Source organism: Streptomyces sp. S4.7, from assembly GCF_010384365.1.
In the GTDB taxonomy this organism is placed as follows: domain Bacteria; phylum Actinomycetota; class Actinomycetes; order Streptomycetales; family Streptomycetaceae; genus Streptomyces.
This window is the reverse complement of record NZ_CP048397.1, coordinates 5,589,843-5,610,213: the sequence shown is the minus strand read 5'-3', so window position 1 is coordinate 5,610,213 and position 20,371 is coordinate 5,589,843. Positions and strand designations below refer to the sequence as shown.

The 20,371-nt window shown below is 70.9% G+C and carries 20 protein-coding genes; 9 read left to right on the top strand and 11 right to left on the bottom strand.

Going from position 1 to position 20,371, the window contains the following annotated elements; translation table 11 throughout:
* Nucleotides 1-43: 43 nt before the first annotated feature.
* The 9 genes from lepB (SSPS47_RS25110) to SSPS47_RS25070 all read right to left on the bottom strand — a co-directional run bounded on the left by lepB (SSPS47_RS25110) (nt 44) and on the right by SSPS47_RS25070 (nt 6,381).
* On the bottom strand, nt 44-1,000 hold the full coding sequence (gene lepB / locus SSPS47_RS25110) for a signal peptidase I (RefSeq protein ID WP_164254966.1): 957 nt from the start codon (nt 998-1,000) through the stop codon (nt 44-46).
* The gene (gene lepB / locus SSPS47_RS25105; protein WP_164252967.1) at nt 969-1,973 is read right to left on the bottom strand and encodes a signal peptidase I; all 1,005 of its coding nucleotides are present in this window, start codon (nt 1,971-1,973) and stop codon (nt 969-971) included. The genes lepB (SSPS47_RS25110) and lepB (SSPS47_RS25105) overlap by 32 nt, the downstream gene beginning before the upstream one ends.
* Complete coding sequence (lepB, locus tag SSPS47_RS25100) at nt 1,966-2,742, bottom strand: signal peptidase I (RefSeq protein ID WP_164252966.1); 777 nt, start codon at nt 2,740-2,742, stop codon at nt 1,966-1,968. The genes lepB (SSPS47_RS25105) and lepB (SSPS47_RS25100) overlap by 8 nt, the downstream gene beginning before the upstream one ends.
* 59 nt (nt 2,743-2,801) lie before the next feature.
* A complete protein-coding gene (rplS, locus tag SSPS47_RS25095) occupies nt 2,802-3,152 on the bottom strand; it encodes a 50S ribosomal protein L19 (RefSeq protein WP_023538359.1) in 351 nt (116 codons plus the stop codon).
* A 131-nt stretch (nt 3,153-3,283) separates the two neighbouring features.
* Nucleotides 3,284-4,105 carry a tRNA (guanosine(37)-N1)-methyltransferase TrmD gene (gene trmD / locus SSPS47_RS25090; protein ID WP_164254964.1) on the bottom strand — a complete coding sequence of 274 codons (822 nt, stop codon included), beginning with the start codon at nt 4,103-4,105 and terminating at the stop codon, nt 3,284-3,286.
* A 14-nt stretch (nt 4,106-4,119) separates the two neighbouring features.
* The gene (rimM, locus tag SSPS47_RS25085; RefSeq protein WP_164254962.1) at nt 4,120-4,728 is read right to left on the bottom strand and encodes a ribosome maturation factor RimM; all 609 of its coding nucleotides are present in this window, start codon (nt 4,726-4,728) and stop codon (nt 4,120-4,122) included.
* A 165-nt stretch (nt 4,729-4,893) separates the two neighbouring features.
* Entirely contained in the window at nt 4,894-5,133 is a 240-nt protein-coding gene (locus tag SSPS47_RS25080) for an RNA-binding protein (RefSeq protein WP_003980229.1), read from the bottom strand.
* Between the two features lie 2 nt (nt 5,134-5,135).
* Nucleotides 5,136-5,576: a 30S ribosomal protein S16 gene (gene rpsP / locus SSPS47_RS25075; RefSeq protein ID WP_164252965.1), complete on the bottom strand. Its 441-nt coding sequence runs from the start codon at nt 5,574-5,576 to the stop codon at nt 5,136-5,138.
* Nucleotides 5,577-5,787: 211 nt separating this feature from the next.
* Nucleotides 5,788-6,381 (bottom strand): hypothetical protein, encoded by a 594-nt coding sequence (locus tag SSPS47_RS25070; protein ID WP_147878267.1) that lies wholly within the window; start codon nt 6,379-6,381, stop codon nt 5,788-5,790.
* A gap of 748 nt (nt 6,382-7,129) precedes the next feature.
* Between SSPS47_RS25070 and SSPS47_RS25065 the strand changes: the two genes are divergently transcribed.
* The 9 genes from SSPS47_RS25065 (at nt 7,130) to SSPS47_RS25025 (ending at nt 16,035) form a co-directional block, all read left to right on the top strand.
* Nucleotides 7,130-8,053: a methyltransferase domain-containing protein gene (locus tag SSPS47_RS25065; protein WP_203557922.1), complete on the top strand. Its 924-nt coding sequence runs from the start codon at nt 7,130-7,132 to the stop codon at nt 8,051-8,053.
* 154 nt (nt 8,054-8,207) lie between these two features.
* Nucleotides 8,208-9,146 carry a GntR family transcriptional regulator YhfZ gene (gene yhfZ, locus SSPS47_RS25060; protein WP_164252964.1) on the top strand — a complete coding sequence of 313 codons (939 nt, stop codon included), beginning with the start codon at nt 8,208-8,210 and terminating at the stop codon, nt 9,144-9,146.
* A 128-nt stretch (nt 9,147-9,274) separates the two neighbouring features.
* The gene (locus SSPS47_RS25055; RefSeq protein ID WP_164252963.1) at nt 9,275-9,661 is read left to right on the top strand and encodes a PRD domain-containing protein; all 387 of its coding nucleotides are present in this window, start codon (nt 9,275-9,277) and stop codon (nt 9,659-9,661) included.
* Nucleotides 9,662-9,674: 13 nt separating this feature from the next.
* Nucleotides 9,675-10,031: a DUF2620 domain-containing protein gene (locus SSPS47_RS25050; RefSeq protein ID WP_147878270.1), complete on the top strand. Its 357-nt coding sequence runs from the start codon at nt 9,675-9,677 to the stop codon at nt 10,029-10,031.
* A gap of 88 nt (nt 10,032-10,119) precedes the next feature.
* A complete protein-coding gene (locus SSPS47_RS25045; RefSeq protein WP_164252962.1) occupies nt 10,120-11,499 on the top strand; it encodes a YhfT family protein in 1,380 nt (459 codons plus the stop codon).
* 57 nt (nt 11,500-11,556) lie between these two features.
* Nucleotides 11,557-12,528, top strand: coding sequence for a phosphotriesterase (locus SSPS47_RS25040; protein WP_164252961.1), 972 nt, complete (start codon nt 11,557-11,559; stop codon nt 12,526-12,528).
* A gap of 1 nt (nt 12,529) precedes the next feature.
* Nucleotides 12,530-13,633: an aminotransferase class V-fold PLP-dependent enzyme gene (locus tag SSPS47_RS25035; RefSeq protein WP_164252960.1), complete on the top strand. Its 1,104-nt coding sequence runs from the start codon at nt 12,530-12,532 to the stop codon at nt 13,631-13,633.
* Nucleotides 13,634-13,635: 2 nt separating this feature from the next.
* Nucleotides 13,636-14,796 (top strand): YhfX family PLP-dependent enzyme, encoded by a 1,161-nt coding sequence (locus tag SSPS47_RS25030; protein ID WP_164252959.1) that lies wholly within the window; start codon nt 13,636-13,638, stop codon nt 14,794-14,796.
* A 12-nt stretch (nt 14,797-14,808) separates the two neighbouring features.
* A complete protein-coding gene (locus SSPS47_RS25025; protein ID WP_164252958.1) occupies nt 14,809-16,035 on the top strand; it encodes a phosphopentomutase in 1,227 nt (408 codons plus the stop codon).
* Between the two features lie 58 nt (nt 16,036-16,093).
* On the opposite strand, the gene ffh is transcribed toward SSPS47_RS25025, so the two are convergent.
* A complete protein-coding gene (gene ffh / locus SSPS47_RS25020; protein WP_147878276.1) occupies nt 16,094-17,644 on the bottom strand; it encodes a signal recognition particle protein in 1,551 nt (516 codons plus the stop codon).
* Between the two features lie 159 nt (nt 17,645-17,803).
* Complete coding sequence (locus tag SSPS47_RS25015) at nt 17,804-20,254, bottom strand: [protein-PII] uridylyltransferase (RefSeq protein ID WP_164252957.1); 2,451 nt, start codon at nt 20,252-20,254, stop codon at nt 17,804-17,806.
* Nucleotides 20,255-20,371: the final 117 nt, after the last annotated feature.

Here is a 20,371-nt window from a genome sequence, read left to right as displayed (position 1 = left end):
CCGGAGAATGATCATCGCCGGATCGGCGATCTGGGACGGCACCCTACCCGGCGGTACGGCCGCCGGTCAGCCTTCGCCTGCGCCAGAGCACCAGCGGCAGGGCGCCGGCGACGCCGAGCACGGGCGGCGCCGCCGCCGTCGCGACAGCCGCGGCGTTGAGACCCTGCTGGTCGAACGTGTCCGGCACCGGAAGCGTCGCCAGCCGGTCGAGGGGCCAGGCGATGACGATCGCGCGGCCGACGACCTCGTCGGTGGAGACGGTGCCGTGACCGGGCAGCTCCTGGTGGTAGCGGGAGTCGAGCGAATTCTGCCGGTGGTCGCCCATCACCCAGATCCGACCCTCGGGCACCTTGATCGGTCCGAAGGGCTCGTCGTCACAGGCGGTGTTCCCGGGGAAGATGTACGACTTCTCGTCCAGCGCTTTCCCGTTGACCTGAACGCTGCCGCCCTTCTCGCACTCCACCGTGTCGCCACCGACCGCGATGACCCTCTTGATGAGGTCCTTCTCCTCGGACGACGGCATGAGACCGATGAAGCTGAGGAATTTCTGCGCCACGTTGGGCTCGGGCGCCGCCGTGTTGTCGAGCCAGCCGCCGGGGTCGTGGAAGACGACGACCTCGCCGCGCTCGGGCTCCGCGCCGAACCACGGTGTGAGCTTGTCCACGAGCACCCGGTCGCCACGCTGCAGGGTGTCCTGCATCGAGTCCGAGGGGATCGAGAACGCCTGCACCAGGAAGGTCTTGATCAGCAGCGCGAGCAGCAGCGCGATACCGATCAGCAGCGGCAGCTCTTTCCAGAAGGAACGCTGCTTTTGCACGTTCGAAGTCCCGTCGTCGTCCGGCTCGCTGTCCGGCCGCTCCACCGTGTGGTCCTGCGTCTCTGCGTACGCCCCTGCGGATGGGGTCTCCGCGGCGGAACCGGCAGAACCGACGGAAGGCTCGGCAAGCTGCTCGGGCCTGTCCTCGGGCTCACCGTGTCCGGATCGTGCGCCGACGGCCAAATCCCCCACATCCACTCCTCACTCCGTGCAACTGCCCGCTCCGGAGACGGAGCAGGCCCACCACTCCCATAACGAGCGGGAGTTCCGCAGGGGTCGGGAGCAGGATTATTCCGTTCGGATCCTGAGGGGACACACTATTCGACGGGCCGAGCGCCGTGGTCGGTGCGGCGCGCGCGTCCGGTACGGAGGCGTACGTCTCCGGCTCCTCCAGACGCCGCCAGTGGCCCAGCGGCCAGGCGATGACGACGGCCCGTCCGACGACCTCGTCCTCCGAGACGGTACCGCGGAACGCCTCGTCGAGATGGAAGCGCGAGTCGGCCGAATTCGACCGGTGGTCGCCCATCACGAAGATCCGCCCCGTCGGCACCTTCACCTCGAAGTCGAGCTTCGACGGCGGGTTGCCGGGATTCAGATACGGCTCCGTCAGCGGTACGCCGTTGACGACGATGCGCCCGTCCTTGTCGCAGCACTTCACGGTGTCGCCGCCCACGGCGACGACGCGCTTGATCAGGTCCTGCTCGTCGGCGGAGGGAAGCAGGCCGATGAAGGTGAGGGCCTGCTTGACCTGCTTGACGACGACGGGGTCGTCCTGGGGGATCTCTGTCTCCTCCTGGAGCCAGCCGCCGGGGTCCTTGAACACGACGACGTCGCCGCGCTCGGGGCGGGAGCCGAACCAGGGCGTCAGCTTGTCGACGAGCACCCGGTCGTCGATCCGGATCGTCTGCTCCATGGATCCGGAGGGGATCACGAAGGCCTGGACGAGGAAGGTCTTCAGTACGAGGGCGATCAGGAGCGCCACCGTGATCAGGAGCGGGATCTCCGTCATCGCGGAGCGACGACGGCGCCGTTTCACCTTGCGGGCGAGCCTGCGCCGCTCCGCGCGCCCCGGCAGGGCGCGTCCCGCGGTGGGTCTGGTGCCTGTCGGCAGCCGGGTGTCGGCCCGGTGGCCCCCGGGCCGTCCTCGGTTACCCATGGGCGCCGTCCGGATCCCGTACGTCCCTGAAGGCGTCGGTGGGCTCCAACGAGGCCCAGCGGCCGAGCGGCCAGCCGATCCAGTCCACCCGCCCTATCACCTTGTCGACGGGCACCATGCCGCCACCGGGCTCGCCCAAGTGGTCACGGGAGTCGCGGGAGTTGCTGCGGTGGTCGCCCATCACCCAGAGGGTTCCGGAGGGTACGACGATGTCGAAGGGCGCGCTGGACGGCGCGTCGCCGAAGTACACGTACCGCTCCTCGATCGCCCGGCCGTTCACCTCGACCTTGCCCCCCTCGTCGCAGCAGACCACCCGGTCGCCCCCCACGCCCACCACGCGCTTCACGAAATCGGTCTCGGCGGGCTCGGCGAGACCGAGGGCCGCGGCCGCCCCGTGCGCGAGCCCGGTGAGGGGGTTCTCCGGCGCCGGCTCCTGGACGAAGGATCCGGTGCCGTCGAAGACGACCACATCACCGCGTCGCGGTTCGGTACCGAAACGGTACGCCAACTTGTTGACCAGCACCCGGTCCCCGACCTGGAGACCCGGCTCCATGGAGCCGCTGGGGATCAGGAAGGGCTGCACGACGAAGGCGCTGAACAGCAGGAGAGAGGCCGTGCCGAGCGCGCCCAGCACCGCGGCCCGGCGCCATGACAGATCTCTCAGAAACTCCGGGAGTCCCGGCATACGCACGGAGCGCGACCCCTCTTCCTTCCCTGTGGCGGGTGTGGAAGAGGGGTCGCGCTCCGAGTGCTGTGGTTCGGTGTCCATCGGGCTCAGAGCTTATCCGGCCGTCCGGTGGAACCATGCGCGCGATTCGAGCCCTGGGCTCAGTTGTCGCGCTTCTCCTTGATCTTCGCGGCCTTGCCGCGCAGCTCACGGAGGTAGTAGAGCTTGGCGCGACGTACGTCACCACGGCTGACGAGCTCGATCTTCTCGAAGATCGGGCTGTGCACCGGGAAGGTGCGCTCGACGCCGACGGAGAAGGAGACCTTGCGGACCGTGAAGGTCTCGCGGACGCCCGAGCCCTGCCGGCGGATGACAACACCCTTGAACTGCTGGATACGGGAGCGGTTGCCCTCGATGACACGTACATGGACGTTCACGGTGTCGCCGGGACGGAACGCGGGGAGGTCGCTGCGCAGCGACGCCGCGTCGACGGTGTCGAGCAGGTGAGCCATGATGGTCTGCTTCCTCGCTGATGCCACAGGTCATCAACGGAATGTCGAAAGGAAAGTTCGGAGCGCCGTTCGCGTCGGGTGGGCGTCGTTCCCCCTGTGGCAGGGGCGCGCACCGGACGTACGGCAGCGGCTCATTCTTCCATGGCCTCGGGCCTGCGCCAAAATCGGCCACCGGGCTCCGGGGCCCAGCCCATGATGGAGAGCGTCTCGCGGTCCTTCTTGTCGAAAGCCGCTGCGTCACAACGCTCGATCATGTCGGGCCTGTTGAGCGCCGTACGACGGAAAGCCTCGTCCCGCCGCCACCGCGCGATCTTGCTGTGATGACCGCTGAGCAGAATGTCCGGGACGGCACGCCCGCGCCACTCCGGAGGCTTCGTGTAGACGGGGCCTTCGAGCAGATCGGCCATCGCTCCGGGGGCGAAGGAGTCGTCACGGTGGGACTCGGCGTTGCCCAGGACGCCGGGCAACAGCCGTGCGACGGCCTCCGTGATGACCAGTACGGCCGCCTCGCCGCCGGCGAGCACGTAGTCGCCGATGGACACCTCGTACACCGGCATCCGTGTCGCGTACTCGTCGACGACGCGGCGGTCGATGCCCTCGTACCGGGCCGGCGCGAAGATGAGCCAGGGACGCTCGGAGAGCTCGACGGCGAGCTCCTGGGTGAAGGGGCGGCCGCTGGGGGTGGGTACGACCAGGACGGGGCCCCGGGCGCCCGCCTCGTAGCCGTCCGCGATCGTCTCGTCCAGTGCGTCGCCCCAGGGACCGGTCTTCATGACCATGCCGGGGCCGCCGCCGTACGGGGTGTCGTCGACCGTGTTGTGCCGGTCGTACGTCCACTCGCGGAGGTCGCGCACATGGACATCGAGACGGCCACGCGCGCGTGCCTTGCCGACGAGGGACACATTCAGCGGTTCGAGGTACTCCGGGAAAATGGTGATCACGTCGGCCCGCAGGGTGCTGGCGTACGTCATGCCGGCTCGCCCTTGGCCGCGCCGTCGGGGCCGTCGTCATCGGGCTTGTCGTCATCCGCACTGTGGGCGTCGTCGCTGGGTGCGGCGACCACCGCGTTGTCGTCGATGAGGCCGGGCGGCGGGTCGATCACGGCCTTCTGTTCCACCAGGTCGATCTCGGTCACGATCTCCTCCACGAAGGGGATCATGACCTCGGTGCCGTCGGGGCGCTCCACGATGAACAGGTCCTGCGACGGGAGGTGGGTGATCTCGGTGATCCGGCCGATCTCCGTGCCGTCCGCCAGGACGACGTCCAGATCCATGAGCTGGTGGTCGTAGTACTCGTCCGGGTCCTCCGGCATGTCCTCCGGGTCGACCTCGGCGATGAGCAGCGTGTTGCGCAGGGCCTCGGCGGCCGTACGGTCGCTCACCCCGGCGAAGCGCAGCAGCAGCCTGCCGCTGTGCACCCGGCCGGTCTCGATCGTCAGGGGCCCCGTGGAGGCAGGTTCGGTGGCCAGTACGGCTCCGGGGCCGAGCCGCAGCTCCGGCTCGTCCGTACGCACCTCGACGGTTACCTCGCCCTTGATGCCGTGGGCACGTCCGATCCGCGCGACTACCAACTGCACTTGTACACGTCCCTGCTTCTCCAACTTCTGCGACATCTGCGGCTACTTCAGCATGGGCGCGGCGGCGGAGAGGCGCCGCGGCGTGCCGCTCCCGCGCCGCCGCGAAGACGACAAAGACCGGGGAGGGCGATGGCCCTCCCCGGCCCGTGCCGGTTCACAACTGTGTCAGCGGACCTGATCCACGTCGACGAGGTCGACACGGATGCCACGGCCGCCGATCGCGCCCACGACGGTGCGCAGGGCGCGTGCGGTGCGGCCGTTGCGGCCGATCACCTTACCGAGGTCGTCGGGGTGAACCCGTACCTCGAGCACACGGCCACGGCGCAGGGTGCGCGAGGCGACCTGCACATCGTCCGGGTTGTCGACGATGCCCTTCACGAGGTGCTCGAGAGCCTCCTCGAGCATGCTCAGGCCTCGGTCGGCTCAGCGGCGGGCGCCGAAGCGTCGGCGTCGTCCGCCTTCTTGTCCGCCTTCTTCGCCTTGGGGGTGATGGCATCACCCTTGGGCTCGTCGCCGTCCTTGGTGAGAGCCTCGAAGAGGGCACGCTTGTCGGCCTTCGGCTCCGGCTGGAGCAGCGGCGCCGGCGCGGGCAGGCCCTTGTGTGCCTGCCAGTCGCCCGTGAGCTTGAGGATCGCGAGAACCGGCTCGGTCGGCTGGGCGCCGACGGACAGCCAGTAACGCGCGCGGTCCGAGTCGACCTCGATGCGCGACGGGTTCTGCACCGGGTGGTACAGGCCGATCTCCTCGATCGCACGGCCGTCACGGCGGGTGCGGGAGTCGGCGACGATGATGCGGTAGTGAGGCGAACGGATCTTGCCCAGACGCTTCAGCTTGATCTTGACTGCCACGGAAGTGGTCTCTCCTGGATCTTGACGTGGTTGGGCACATCGACATGCCGCGTGGGGTTGCGGTACTCGTGTGCCCGATGGACGCGTCAGCCGGAGGAGAGAGGGGTCCTGTGCGACTGTCGAGTACAGCTGGTCATTGTGCCACACGCCCGAGGGGCGCCGCGCCCCGCCCGACCGTGGCTGCTCCGGGCCGGGCGGGCACCGGTGGTGCTCAGCTCGCAGCGGCGACCACTTCCGGAATGCGGAACGGCTTGCCACAGCCACCGCAGACGATCGGGGCCTGCGCGAGGACCGACGGAACGACGCGTACGTTACGGCCGCAGTCACAGACCGCCTTCACACGTACGCCACCGCCCGACGAGCCGTGCCGCGCGGCCGGGCCGCGGAAACTGCGCTCGGTGTCGGACGTCGTCGCGACCGTGTGCGCCGCGAGGGCGCGCTGGAGCCGCTCGATGGTGGGGCGGTAGCGCCGTCTCGCCTCCGGATTGAGGGAGACCAGGGAGAAACCGCTGCTCGGATGCGGCTCCTCCGAATGGTCCAGGCCCAACTCCTCGGCGATCGCGAGGAATCGGCGATTGTGGTAGCGCCCTGCCCGGGAGGTGTCTCGGACACCCCGGGCAGCGGCGATGCCGTGGACTGCCTCGTGAAGCAGTCGCTCGAAGGAGAGCTCGGCGCCGCAGGCGGACGACGACTCTCCGATCAGGGACTCTGGCGCGGCAAGATCGGGCAGCTCGGTGTGGTGCCGCTGAATCTCGGCCCACGCCTGCGCCAGCTCTGCGGCGAGAACAGGTGGTGTCGTGCTCACGTCGTGAACAACGAGCCCGGACCCTCCCGGGTTCCATTCCGGGGCATCCCAAATAATTTGCACGTACCCGTCAGTTGCGGTTGATGCGTCCCGACGAGGGCGGGTGCGTAGATCTCCGGAGAAGCCTCGCTTCTCACCACAAGCCGGTACGTAGTGTCGGCTACGCCTGGACGCGTAGAAGAAATACGTACACCTGACCGAAGGCACGCGTGCCGTAGACCGTTCGGGCGACTGCGCCGACGCCGTCGCCGCTCGATCCCCTTCAGGAGAGCGGGACCACAAGAACGACGTTATCGGGCGCGCCGCCGATCCCCGGCATCGGCCCCGGTGGGGGCGGGGAGCGCGCAATCGTCAGATACCGGCGCGCCGACGGGGAGTTGAGGGATCACGTCCCGGCGGCCTCACTCTTTCGGCCCATCCCGCACCGACGCGCGTCCACGCCGCTCGTACGCCGCTCCGCCTTGTCCGTGCGGACCCGCGCGGACTCCCCGAAGGTCCCGAGCGGCCGGCGCTCGGGGCGCGGCCAGCGGCGATCCGACGGAGGCTCGCACCGTAGGCGGACAAGGTCCGGTGAGAGCAATTTTCCGTGCGCCGGGGCGCACGACCGGAGCGCGTAAGGATTGCCCGCGAACCACTGGACGCGGGCACGGATGCGCAGTTCCCTGGCATACGGGGGACGAAGGCGCGGATGAACACGGGGGCTGTCAATCGGGACACAAGGACTCTCGGCCGGATTGGGGCGCTATCAATGACTCGTACGCTCGTCCAGCACCACCAGCAGCAGGTCGACGCGGCCTCGACAGATCCTTCTACGGAGGCGGGCGAGCGGGCCCGGGACTGGGCCGAGATCCAGGAACGGATGCTGGTGCCGCTCTACGAGGCGGTGTACGAGCGCCTGGAGGTCGGCCCCGGTACGCGGCTGCTCGGCCTCGGCTGCGGCTCGGGGCTCGCGCTGCTGATCGCGACCGCCAGGGGCGCCCATGTGACCGGCGTGGACGCCGACCAGGAACGCGTCGCGCTGGCTCGCGAGCGGCTCGTCCACGACTCGCGCCCGATGGGGCACACGGCGCCGTCAGCGGCGCCCGTGTGGGCCGCGAGCGGCGCGTCGGGGACGTTCGGCGGCCGGGCGGGGGCGCGTGTACTGGCGGGCGGCGCCACGGCCGTCATGGAGGCGGAGCGCCCCGCTTATGACGTGATCACGGCGTTCCAGCCCATCGGTGTCGCCGACGACGATTCGGACGGGCTCGGACCGGCGCTGGCGGAGGCGGTGCCGATGGCGGAGCGCGGTACGCCCGTGGTCCTCGCCGGCTGGGGACCGCCGGAGCGCTGCGCGACGTCCGCCGTCCTGCGGGTCGCGGGGCGGCTGACCGAGCGGCTGCGGAAGGGCGGCGGCTACCGTCCGCCGCGCAGGGACGACCTGGAGGACGTGGCGGCGCGGGCCGGGCTGAGGCCCGACGGCTCCGGGCGCGTGTCCTGCCCGTTCGGTTACGCCGGGATGGAGAGCGCGCTGCGTGGGCTGCTGTCGACGGGAGTGTTCGACGCTGCGGTGCGGGCGACGGACCGGTCGCAGGTGGAGAAGGAGATAGCGGAGGCGCTGCACCCGCACGTCCGGCGCGACGGCACCGTATGGATGCCCAATGTCTTCCGCTACCTGATCGCACGTACGCCCTGACGAGGCGGACGCGGGCGGTCCGCACGGTGCGCCGCGGGCCGCCTTCGTACTGAGGACGTCACGGTCGGCCGAGAGCTGACGTGACGAGCAACCCGGCGAAGGACACTTCGAGACACTCTTGTCAGTATCCAGAATCCTGGTTACTGTCCCATCTGTGACCGGCTTCGACGAACGCTTCCTGACCCGCAACGGCCTCGCCGCCCGGCAGCTCGCCGTCCTGCTGCTCAACCACGAGCCGGACACCCGCCTGCCCCGCGTCCGCGACTTCGCCGAAGAGCTGGGCGTCGGAAACGGCACGGTGCAGGCGGCCCTCCAGCTCCTGGAGACGGCGGGCGCGATCCGCACGACCGCGCGCGGCCACCTCGGCACGTTCCTCGTCCACTCCGACCGCTCGGTCCTGTGGCGGCTCTCCGGGCTCGGCACGCTGCTGGCGGCGATGCCGCTGCCGTACTCGCACCGGTACGAGGGCCTGGCCACCGGGCTGCGCGCCGCGTTCGAACAGGCCGGGGCGCCTTTCGCGATCACGTTCATGCGCGGCGCCGGGGCACGCACCACCGCGCTGGTCGAGGGCAAGGTCGACCTGGTGGTCCTCTCGCGCTTCGCCGCCGACCGGCTGATCGAGGAGCGCCCCGTGGAGCTCGTCGCGGACCTCGGACCCGCGACGTACGTGGGGGCGCACGGGCTGCTGCTGCGGCACGGCGCCGCCCTGGAGGCGAAGGGGCTGCGCGTCGCCGTCGACCACGCCTCCGAGGACCAGCGCATACTCGCGGAGCGGGTCTTCGCCGGACGCACCGACATCGAGTGGGTCGAGGCGTCGTACATGCAGCTGCGCGATCTGTTCGCGCACGACCGCGTCGACGCGACCCTGTGGAATCTCGACGAGGTGCAGGACCGGCTCGGCGCGGGAGTGGACGTACTGCCGCTGGGCGACGAGGTCACCCGGGACCTGTCACTGCGCAACTCGAGCGCCGCGATCATCGGCCGGACCGAGGGGGCGAAGGCGCTCGGCGCCGTACGCGACTCCCTCGACCTGTCGGTCATCACCACCTGCCAGTCCGAGGTGTTGCGGGGTGAGCGCGCACCGTCCTACTGACGGTCCCACCCGCCCCGACGGGGCGGGCCCCCTGGGTCCGGCTCTCCTGGCGAGAATCGTGACCCCGAGCCTCTGCTCAAAATCCAAAATCCTGGTTACTGTCGGATTCGAAGAGTGAAGGGAAGACCATGGACGACCAGCTCGCCCTACGCATCAAACTGTTCCGCGAGAGCGGTCAGGTCCGGCCCGAGGTCGCCGCGTTCGTGACCGCCGAGCTGGACGCCCTGGGCGCCGAGGGCCGTACCGTCACCGAGGAGACGGCGGGCACGCTCACCAGCCACCTCATGATGGCTCTCACCAGGTTGCTCAACGGCGAGCCGATCGCGGAATTCCCCACCGACTCCGAGATCACGGCCGAACTCGCCGGGCACCCCGACGCGGTGGCGCGGGCCCGCGCCGTCTCCGTACGCGCGGCCTCGGAACTCGGCGCACCGCTTCCCGACTCCGAGATCAACTTCCTCGGACTGCACCTCGCACTGCTCGACCAGAGCTCGCCCCCACGGCACGAGACATGAGAAGGAACCAGCCATGACGAAGATCCTCACCGGTGGCGTAGGCAAGGCCGAGGTCACGGAGACCGTCAAAAAGCTCGGCCTCGACGGCATCGAGATCACTGTCTCCAACGACATGGACGCCGCGATGAAGCTGCGCGGCGGCCAGGCCGACTACTTCCTCGGCACCTGCCACACCGGCGCCGGGGCCTCCCTCGGCGTACTCGTCGGGCTGCTCGGCAAGCCCGCCTGCCACACCTTCGGACGCTCCGTCCCCACGGAGGACGAGGTGAACGCCCTGCTCTCGGAAGGCAAGAAGGTCTTCGGCTTCGCCATCGACCAGATCGACGTGATCGCCCCGCTCATGGCCCGCGCCATCGCCGCGCGTGGCTGACGGCCCCGTACGAGCCGGAAGGGCTCGACAGACCTCGTAAGACCCCGCGCCGGGCCAAGCCCCCGCGGGGCACTGAGGAGTGAATCCCGTGAACAGCGTCCTCGCAGCGAGTTCGACCGATCTCGAACTCTCGCTGGCACAGCAACTGACCGTGATAGCGCTGTGTGCGCTGACCGCGTTCATCTCTCATATGGCACTGGCCGTCTTCAACGACGGTGTGCGCCCCTTCATGCTGGACTTCATCCAGGGACGCTCCACGCGCAGCGCCACCACCGCCGTGTCCTTCGGGCTCTCGGCCGGCTTCATCTTCGGCCTCGGCGCACCGATGGCGCTGTCCACCGGCGTACTCAACCCGTGGCTCGTCTTCCTGCCCACCGACATCCTGGGCATCCTGTCGCCCAAGAAGTGGATCGCGCCGCTGCTCGGCGGCGCGTGGGGCGCCGTGGTCGTGTTCGGCCTCAACGGGGCCAACAGCATCGCGCACGACCTGCCCGTCGACTTCCTGACCGCGCTCCAGCAGATGTCGACGCCGATCCTGTTCCTGTTCACGCTCTTCCCGGTGCTGGCCATCACCAAGCAGTTCGGGCGGCTACGGGGCGGCATCGCGGCGGTCGTCGAGCTGGCGCTCGTCGTGATGACGATGAAGATCTGGCCGGACATCTTCCCCGGCTCCATCGCCATGGCCGTAGGAGTCCTGACGCTCATCGGCTTCGCCGTCAACAAGGACCTGGCGCAGCGGAAGCTGGACAGGGCCGAGGCGGCGAAGGCGTCGGCAGCGGGCGGCCCGGCCCCGGAGGTGAAGAACGGGGCGGGGGACGACGCGGAAGATCCGATGGCCTCGCTGTTCAGCGCGAGCGCACTGCGGCTGCGGCGCCACCTGCCGCTCTTCATGCTGCTCGGGGCGGGCGTCTGCGTACTGGCCCAGTCACATGTGTTCGGCGGCGGCGAGGCGACGAGCTTCCTGATCGCCAAGGGCGACTACGCGGAGGCCGCCCAGGTGGACTTCTACCGGGCGTTCGGCTTCGTACCGCTGATCGCGACGACCGCGCTCGCCTCCGGCGCCTACGGCATCGCCGGTTTCACCTTCGTCTACCCCATCGGCTACCTCATGCCGAACCCGTTCGTCGCCGCCGTCGTCGGCGCGGCGGTCTTCGCCCTGGAGGTGCTGGCGCTCTCCGCGATCGGCAAGATACTCGGGAAGCTGCCGAGCGTGCGTGACTCCTCCGAGCACCTGCGGAGCGCCATCGGCGACGCGTTGGGACTCGCGATCCTCTTCGGTTCGCTGATGGCCGCCAATGTCATGGGAGGGGGCCTGGGCATCCTCATAGTCGGCGGACTCTATCTGCTCAACGAGTCGATGGGGCGCCCCGTCGTACGGATGGCGGCCGCACCCGCCGCCGTGATCGTCGGCGGCGTGCTGCTGAACATCCTCTACTGGCTGGACCTGTTCACGCCGATCAAGGGATAGGTGGCGCGCTCAAGGACCACCGCGGCGATCACGCACGACACAGGAAGGCCCCGCGCCATGCAGCGACACTCCGACGATGCCCACCATCCACGCCATCTGCGCACCGTCACCGGCACGTTGCCCCTCTCCGCCGTACGCGGTCCGGCGCTCGCCCATGAGCACCTGGTCCTCGACCTCGACCGTGCCGGGGACGGCGCGGCGGTTCTCCACGCGGCCCCGCACGGGCCCGCCGTCACCGAGGAACTGGCGCAGCTGCGTGAGGAGTTCGGCCTCGGCCTGGTCGTGGAGCTGACCTGCCGCGGCATGGGTCGAAGTCCGCACGCCCTGGCCCGGATCTCGGAGGAGTCCGGGGTGCCGGTGGTCGCAGCCACGGGCTGGTACTACGAGCCGTTCCACCCCACGGAGCTGGACGGGGCCGGCGTCGAGGAGCTGACCGCGACTCTCGTGCGCGAGATCCACGACGGATTCGGCGACACCGGAATCCGGCCCGGCGTACTCGGCGAGATCGGCAGTCACGGTGACGTGCCGAGCGAAGCCGAGACGCGCGTGCTGCTGGCCTCGGCGCACGCCGCCGTCGCCACCGGCCTGTCGGTCGCCACGCACGCCCAGCTCGGCCGCGGCGGTCGCGCCCAGCTTGAACTGCTCACCGGTGCCGGACTCCCGCCGCACCGGATCTCGCTGGGCCATCAGGACCTTTTCGACGCCCCGACTGCGCACCGTGAGCTGGCGGCGAGCGGCGCCTACGTCGCCTTCGACACCGTCGGCAAGGAGAGCTACCAGAGCGACACGACACGACTGCGTCTGCTGCTCGCGCTGGTGGAGGGCGGTCACGCCGACCGCGTCCTGCTCAGCTGCGACATCTCCCGGCACGCCTATCTGCGGTCGGAGGGCGGCCAGGGGTACGGGCATCTCTTCCGGTCCTTCCTGCCCCGGGTGCGCGCGGCGGGCGTGGACGAGGACCTGATCGACCTGATGACACGCCGCAATCCGCTCCGGTTCCTGACCGGCACGGACCCGAAGGAGAGCTGAGATGTCCGTCCAACTGCCGCGGACCTTCCCGCTGGCGACGATCCCGCTGGACGACGCGGTCCGGATGCAGTTCCGGCTGCTGGAGTGCACCGCCGCGCGTTTCGAGGGTCAACAGCTCTTCGAGTCGGACGCGGGTGTGGTGCCGGACCTGGGCCGGCCCCGTACCACGGCGCGGGTCGAGTCGGTGCTGGCCGATTTCTTCGGTGCGCAGGACGCCGCGCTCGTACAGGGCGCGGGCACGGGCGCCATCCGGGCGGCGCTTCAGGGCGCCGTCGGGCCCGGTGATCCGCTGCTGATCCACCGGGCGCCGGTCTACCGGACGACCGCCGTGACGCTGCGCGGGCTGGGGGTGCGCACCGTCGAGGCGGACTTCAACGATGACGTCGCGCTTCACCGGGCCCTGGACTCGGGTGAGTTCGGGTGGGCCTACGTCCAGCACAGCCGGCAGCGGCTCGCCGACTCGTACGACGCGGGGGGCGTTCTCGCCGCCTGCCACGCCGCCGGGGTGCGCACGATCGTGGACGACAACTACGCGGTAATGCGCGCACCGTTGTCGGGAGTTGAGCTCGGCGCCGACGCCTCGTGCTTCTCGCTCTTCAAACTGCACGGGCCCGAGGGGGTCGGCGCCGTCGTCGGGGCGGCCGACGTCGTGGAGCGCGTACGCGCCGACAACTACTCGGGCGGCGGGCAGGTGCAGGGCCACCAGGCTCTCGACGCGCTGCGCGCCCTCACCCACGTCCCCGCCATGTGGGCCGTCCAGTCCCGGGTCGGCGCGGAGATCGCCGAGCGGCTCGCCGCCGGCGAGGTACCCGGCGTGGCGCAGGTGCGGATCGCGAACGCGCAGGACCGCTGTCTGCTCGTGGCCCTGGACCGCCCCGTCGCGCGTGAACTGCCCGCCGTGGCGGCGCGGTACGGCGCCGCGCCGTACCCCGTAGGCTCCAACTCCCGCTACGAGATCGCCCCGCTCTTCTACCGGATGTCCAGCTCGGCCCTCGACGACGCTCCGGAACTCGCCGACCGGACGGTGCGGATCAACCCCATGCGGGCCGGCGCCGATCTGGTGATCGAGATCCTCCGCCGTTCGCTGCACGACCTGAAGGACTGAACGTGTTCCTGGACGCCGTCCTGGCCCGCAACCCCGCGCTCGTCGACGTGGCGGTCTCGCTGCACCGCTCCGGCGCCGTCCCGCCGGACACGTACGTGATCGACGCAGACACGGTGGAGGCCAATGCCGCGCTGCTGGCCGGTGAGGCCGAACGGCTCGGTCTCTCGCTCTGGTTCGTGGTCAAGCAGATCGGCCGCAATCCGGCGCTGATCCGGGCGATCTCCCGGCACATCCCCCGGTTCGCGGCGATCGATCCGTACGAGGCGCGGCTGCTGCACGACGCGGGGGCACGGGCCGGCAACCTCGGCCACCTCGTACAGATCCCGCCCCGTCAGCTGCCCGAGATGCTCGCGTGGCGGCCGGAGACGGTGACCGTCTTCGACCTCGCCAACGCCCGCGCTGTCTCGGACGCGGCCCGGCGGCTCGGCACCGTCCAGGACGTACTCGTACGCCTTGAGGGCACGGACAGGGTCTATCCGGGGCAGGAGGGCGGTGTGCCGTTCGCCGGCCTCGACGACTTCGCGGCGGCGGCGGAGGCGTTGCCGGGCATCAGGATCGCGGGCGCCACCGCGTTCCCCTGTGTCCTGTGCGATCCGTCGACCGGAGCGCCGGCCCCCACTCAGAACTTCCAACTCGCGATCAAGGCGCGCGAGTTGCTCGCCGCACGTGGACATGAAGGGCTGAAGCTCAGCGCTCCCAGTGCCACTTCCATGGCCTCCCTCCCGCTCCTCGCCGAGCTGGGTGCCACGCATGGCGAACCCGGCCACGCCCTCACCGGAACGACCCCGCTGCACGCGGTCGACCACCAGCAGCCGGAGCGCCCCGCCTATGTGTACGTCAGCGAGGTCGCCCACACCCTCGCCGACGGACGGCCCGCGATCCACGGCGGCGGCTTCTATCCGCGCGCGCACATCCGGGACGCCCTGCTGCCGCGCACCGGTCTGCGGCTGCCGGTGCAGGAAGCACCCCCGGAGAACATCGACTACTACCGACTGCTCCAACTCCCCGCCCACGCCGCGGACGTTCAGGTCGGGGACACCGCCGTACTCGCCTTCCGCACCCAGATCTTCGTCACCCGCTCGACCGTCGCGGTGGTCGCCGGGCTCTCCACCGGAGAGCCCCGGCTGACCGGCCTGTACGACGCTCAGGGCCGGGCCCGGTAAGGAGCCAGAGCCATGAGCACGACCGTGATCGTCGTGATCGACGGATTCGGTGTCGGCGCGATGCCGGACGCGGGGTCGCTACGGCCCGGCGATCTCACCGCCGACACCTGCGGGCATGTACTCGACCACTGCCGCGCGTCGCTGGGACGGCCGCTCCTGCTGCCCGCACTCGGCGCGCTGGGCCTCGGCCTCGTCCACCCGCACCCGGATCTCGCCCGGCGGACCGACCGCCCCGTCGCCGCGGGCCGGGCCGCTCTCGGCTACCCCGGGGCGGACACCTTCGCCGGGCATCAGACCATGATGGGCGCGGACTTCAGCCGGGTCACGGTGGCCCCGCTCGCCGGGCATCTGGAGGAGGTGAGCGGCGCGCTGAAGTCCGCGGGCCATCTGGTCGAGCCCCTCGCCGGCCGGCCGCTCCTGCTCGTCGACGGCGCCGTCCTGGTCCACGACAACCTCGAGGCCGACCCCGGCATCAACTGGAACGCCTCCGGACGTCTGGACGACCTGTCCTTCGACCGCATCCTCGCCATCGCCCGTACGGTGCGGGCCATCGCGCCGGTCGCCCGCGTGATCGCGGTGGGCGGCCACTCGGACGGGGCGCTCACCACATACGTACGGGACGGCGACGGCGGCACCGTGGGCCTGGACACCCCGGCCACCGGCTTCTACCGCAACGGCGGCCTCCAGGTGCGGCATCTGGGCGTGGAGCTCGACCACACCCGGCAACTGCCCGACATCGCAGCCCGCACCGGCGTCCCGGTCACCCTCGTCGGCAAGGCGGCGGACATCCTGGCGTGCGAAGCCGCCGTACGGCGCCCCGCCGTCGCGACGGGGGAAGTCATGGAGCACACGCTGACGGCGGTACGGGGCGGGCGGGGCGGCCTCGTCGTCGCGAACGTCCAGGAGACCGATCTCGCGGGCCATCAGCAGGACACGGGGCGCTACGGGAGCGTCCTGGAGCAGGTGGACGCGGGGCTCGCCGAGCTGACGGGGCTGCTCACCACGCCCGGCGACCGTCTGATCGTCACGGCCGACCACGGCAACGATCCGACGATCGGGCACGCCTACCACACGCGCGAGTACGTTCCCGTCCTGATCCACCGCCCGGACGCCGCGGGGATCGAACTCCTCCCGGACGCCGCCACCTTGGCGGACGTGGGGGCGACGGCCGCGGCCTCGCTCGGCCTGGACGCGCACGCCCTCACGACGGGAACGACGCTGCTCGACCAACCGCGCTGAGTGCCGCGGCGTCTCGCGTGTACGAGGCGCCGCGCCTCGTACACGCGGGCCGACCGCCTCAGCCCATGAACTTCTTGAACTCGTCGGGCAGTTCGAAGTTCTTGTCCGCCTCGGCCGCTGGCAGGCCGAACGCGCCGCCCGCCTGCGCCGCTTCCTCGCGCCGAACCGCGGCGGCCTGCTCCTCGGCCTTGCGCTTCATCGGGTTGCCCGAGCGCCGCTTCCCCTTGGCCTGCTTCTGCTGCTTCTTCTGCCTGCCGGGCCCGCCGCCCGAGCCGGGAGCGCCCGGCATTCCCGGCATCCCGCCACCCTGAGCCATCTTCGACATCATCTTGCGGGCCTCGAAGAACCGCTCCACCAGGCTCTTCACGGCGCTGACCTCGACGCCCGAACCCTTGGCGATGCGCGCCCGGCGTGAACCGTTGATGATGGTCGGCTCGTGCCGCTCCCCCGGCGTCATGGACTTGATGATCGCGGCGGTGCGGTCGACGTCCCGCTCGTCGATGTTGCTGATCTGGTCCTTCATCTGGGCCATGCCGGGCAGCATCCCGAGCAGCTTCGAGATGGAGCCCATCTTCCGGACCTGTTCCATCTGCGCCAGGAAGTCGTCGAGCGTGAACTCCTTGGGGCCCTTCGCCAGCTTCTGGGCCATCTTCTCGGCCTCGGCCTGGCTGAAGGTCTGCTCGGCCTTCTCGATGAGGCTGAGCATGTCGCCCATGTCGAGGATGCGGGACGCCATGCGGTCCGGGTGGAACGCGTCGAACTCGTCCAGCTTCTCGCCGTTGGAGGCGAACATGATCTGCTTGCCGGTGACGTGCGCGATGGACAGCGCGGCGCCGCCGCGGGCATCGCCGTCGAGCTTGGACAGCACGACGCCGTCGAAGCCGACTCCGTCACGGAAGGCCTCGGCGGTGTTGACCGCGTCCTGGCCGATCATCGCGTCGACGACGAACAGGACCTCGTCGGGGTTGACGGCGTCGCGGATGTCCGCGGCCTGCCGCATCAGTTCCTCGTCGATGCCGAGACGACCGGCGGTGTCGACGATGACGACGTCGTGGACCCTGTCCTTGGCGTACTTGATCGAGTCCTCGGCCACCTTGACCGGGTCGCCCACACCGTTGCCGGGCTCCGGGGCGTACACCGAGACGCCCGCGCGCTCGGCGACGACAGAGAGCTGGTTGACGGCGTTGGGGCGCTGGAGGTCACAGGCGACCAGCAGCGGGGAGTGTCCCTGGCCCTTGAGCCAGAGGCCCAGCTTGCCCGCGAGGGTCGTCTTGCCCGCGCCCTGGAGGCCGGCGAGCATGATCACGGTGGGCGGCTGCTTGGCGAAGCGCAGGCGCCGCGTCTCGCCGCCGAGGATGCCTACGAGCTCCTCGTTGACGATCTTGATGATCTGCTGGCTGGGGTTGAGCGCCCGCGAGACCTCTTCACCGCGTGACCGCTCCTTGACCTTCGCGGTGAAGTCGCGGACCACGGGAAGCGCGACGTCCGCCTCGAGGAGCGCGATGCGGATCTCGCGTGCGGTGGCGTCGATGTCCGCCTCGGACAGTCGCCCCTTGCCGCGGAGGGTTTTGAAAGTCGCTGAGAGGCGATCGGAGAGGGTATCGAACACGGCGCTCGTAGGTCCTCAGGGGTCGGGGTCAGAGTGGATTGCTCTCCAGGGTATCCGGCCGGGCAAATACGAGGGGCCCTGCCCGGTGGGATTGCCCCTGCGGGGTCCTCCGACGCCGCGACTTACCCGCCCCGTACTGCGACGGTCCGCCGCCCCGTGTCACCCGCGCAGGGCCTCCTCCACCATCTTCGCGACCGCCGTCGCCTCCCCCGTCGTCAGGAGGGCCCCGTCGGGGCGGGTGATGTAAACGGTGTCCACCACGTTCGCGCCCAGTGTGGACACGTGCGCGCTGCGGACCCGTACCGCCGCCTCCTCCAGCGCCCGCCCGATCCGGTGCAGCAGGCCGGGGGCGTCCTGCGCGCGTACTTCGATCACGGTGGCCAGTTCCGAACTGCCCGGCACCACCGCCACCCGGGGCGGCGGGGCCTGGGTGCCGCGCCGTCGGGGATAGGCGGCCTCGCGCTCCGCGAGCCGGGACCGGATGTCGAGCGAGCCGTCCAGGGCCCGTACGAGGTCGGCTCGCAGCCGCGTGGCCTGGGGCAGGGACCCGTACGCCGCCGCGACCCGCCAGCTCAGCAGCAGGACGTCGGAGACCTCGCCGAGCGCCGTCGGCAGTTCGACGATGCGCAGATCGGCCGCCCGCACGGTGAGCCGGTGCAGTGCGAGGACCCCCGCGGCGGCCGGCAGGACGCCGGGGCGGTCGGGGAGGGCGATAAGGAGTTCGACGCCGACCGGCTCCGGTTCGTCGTCCTCCTGGGGAGGCTCCGGCTGGGCGTGGAGGGACAGGACGGGGCCGCCGGTGCGCAGCGCCTCGACGGCGAGGCGTTCTTGTTCCGCGCTGGTCACCACGGGGCGCGGGGCGGCGGGCGCCCTGCCCGCGAGGACGGCGGCGACGCGGCCGACGAGGTCGGTGACGAGCGACGAACGCCACGCGGACCACGCGGCGGGCCCGGTGGCGAGCGCGTCGGCCTCGGTGAGCGCGTGGAGCAGTTCGAGGGTGGACAGCGAGTCGACCTTCTCGGCGACGGAGCCGACGGTCGCCGGATCGTCCAGGTCACGCCGGGTGGCCGTTTCGACGAGCAGCAGATGGTGGCGTACGAGCGTGGCGACGACCTCCGCGTCGGCCCGGTCGAAGCCGATCCGCAGGGCGACGGAGCGCGCGACGGGCTCACCGGCCGCGGAGTGGTCTCCGGGCAGACCCTTGCCGATGTCGTGGAGCAGGGCCGCGACCAGGAGCAGGTCGGGCCGACTCACCCGGCGGGTCAGCGCGGACGCCTCGACCGCCGTCTCGACGAGGTGACGGTCCACGGTCCAGGTGTGCACGGCGTTGCGCTGGGGCCGGCAGCGGACGCGCTCCCACTCGGGGATGAGGCGCGTGATCAGGCCTTCGGCCTCGAACGCTTCCCAGACGGCGACCGTCGGCTCCCCCGCGCCGAGCAGCGTGACGAACTCCTCACGTGCCGCGGCGGGCCACGGCACGGGCAGCGGGTGCGCGGCGGCGAGCCGCCTGACGACGTAGGGCGAGATCGGCAGCCCGGACTGGGCGGCGGCGGCAGCGGCGCGCAGGGGCAGCGCGGCGTCGCGTTCGACGCGGGCCGTCCTGGCGAGCACCGCCTCGCCGTCCTGCTCCACGACGCCTTCGGCGAGCGGCGTCCGCTCCGGGGCGGGGCGGCTGCCGCCCAGGAGGGCGCGCAGGCGCGGGCGGGCGGCGCGGGAGCGCAGGACGCGGTTGACCTCGCGCCAGGTGACGTCGGAGGCGTACGACACGGTGCGCGCCGCTTCGTAGACCTGTCGCAGGAGTTCGTCGGCGTCGCCGATGCCGAGGTCGGCGGCGACGCCGTCCTGTTCCTGGAGGGCGAGCCGGTCGGTGGCCCGGCCGGTCGTCAGGTGCAGGGCGTCGCGTACGTCGAGGAGCGCGCGGCGGGCGTCGGCGAGTCCCTCGCGGGGGGCGTCGGCCAGCCAGGACGCGGCGACGGCGCGCAGCGCAGTGGCGTCCCTGAGCCCGCCCCGTGCCTCCTTGAGGTCGGGTTCGAGGAGGAACTGCAGTTCGCCCTGGCGCTCCGCGCGTTCGCGGCAGAGTTCGTCGAGTTCGGGCAGGCGCTTGGGGGCCTGGTTGCGCCAGTCGGCGAGTACGGCGGTGCGCAGCGCGGCGGTGGGCGCCGGGTCTCCGACGATGTGGCGGGCGTCGAGGAGCCCGAGTTGCACCTTCAGGTCCTCGCCGGCGGTCCTTCGGGCCTCTGAGGTCGTACGTACGGAGTGGTCGAGGGCGAGCCCGAGGTCCCAGACGGGGTACCAGACGCGGTCCGCGAGCGCGGCGATCGCCGCGGCGTCGCAGCTGCCGTCGTGCAGGAGGAGGAGGTCGAGGTCGCTGCGGGGGGACAGTTCGCCGCGTCCGTAACCGCCGACGGCGACGAGGGCCGCGCCCTGGACGCCCGCCTCGCGTGCGGCGGCGGTGAACAGCGCGTGCAGCCAGTCGTCCGTGAGCCGTGACAGGGCGGCCCTGCGTGGCGGGCCGGACCGCGCCTTCTCGTGCAGCAGGCTCAGCCGGGCGGCCGCGTAGCCGCTGGGTCCCGGGTCCGGTTGTCCGGTCGTCTGTTGAGGGGTGGTCACCCGGCAGGTCCCGTCTTTCGGCGGGCGTCCCGCGTGAGGGACACCCGGTTTCGCTGCGCGTCCGGTCTCCGAGCGCGCTCGGTGTCTCAACTCGCGCGACGTCGTCACGAGTTGGGC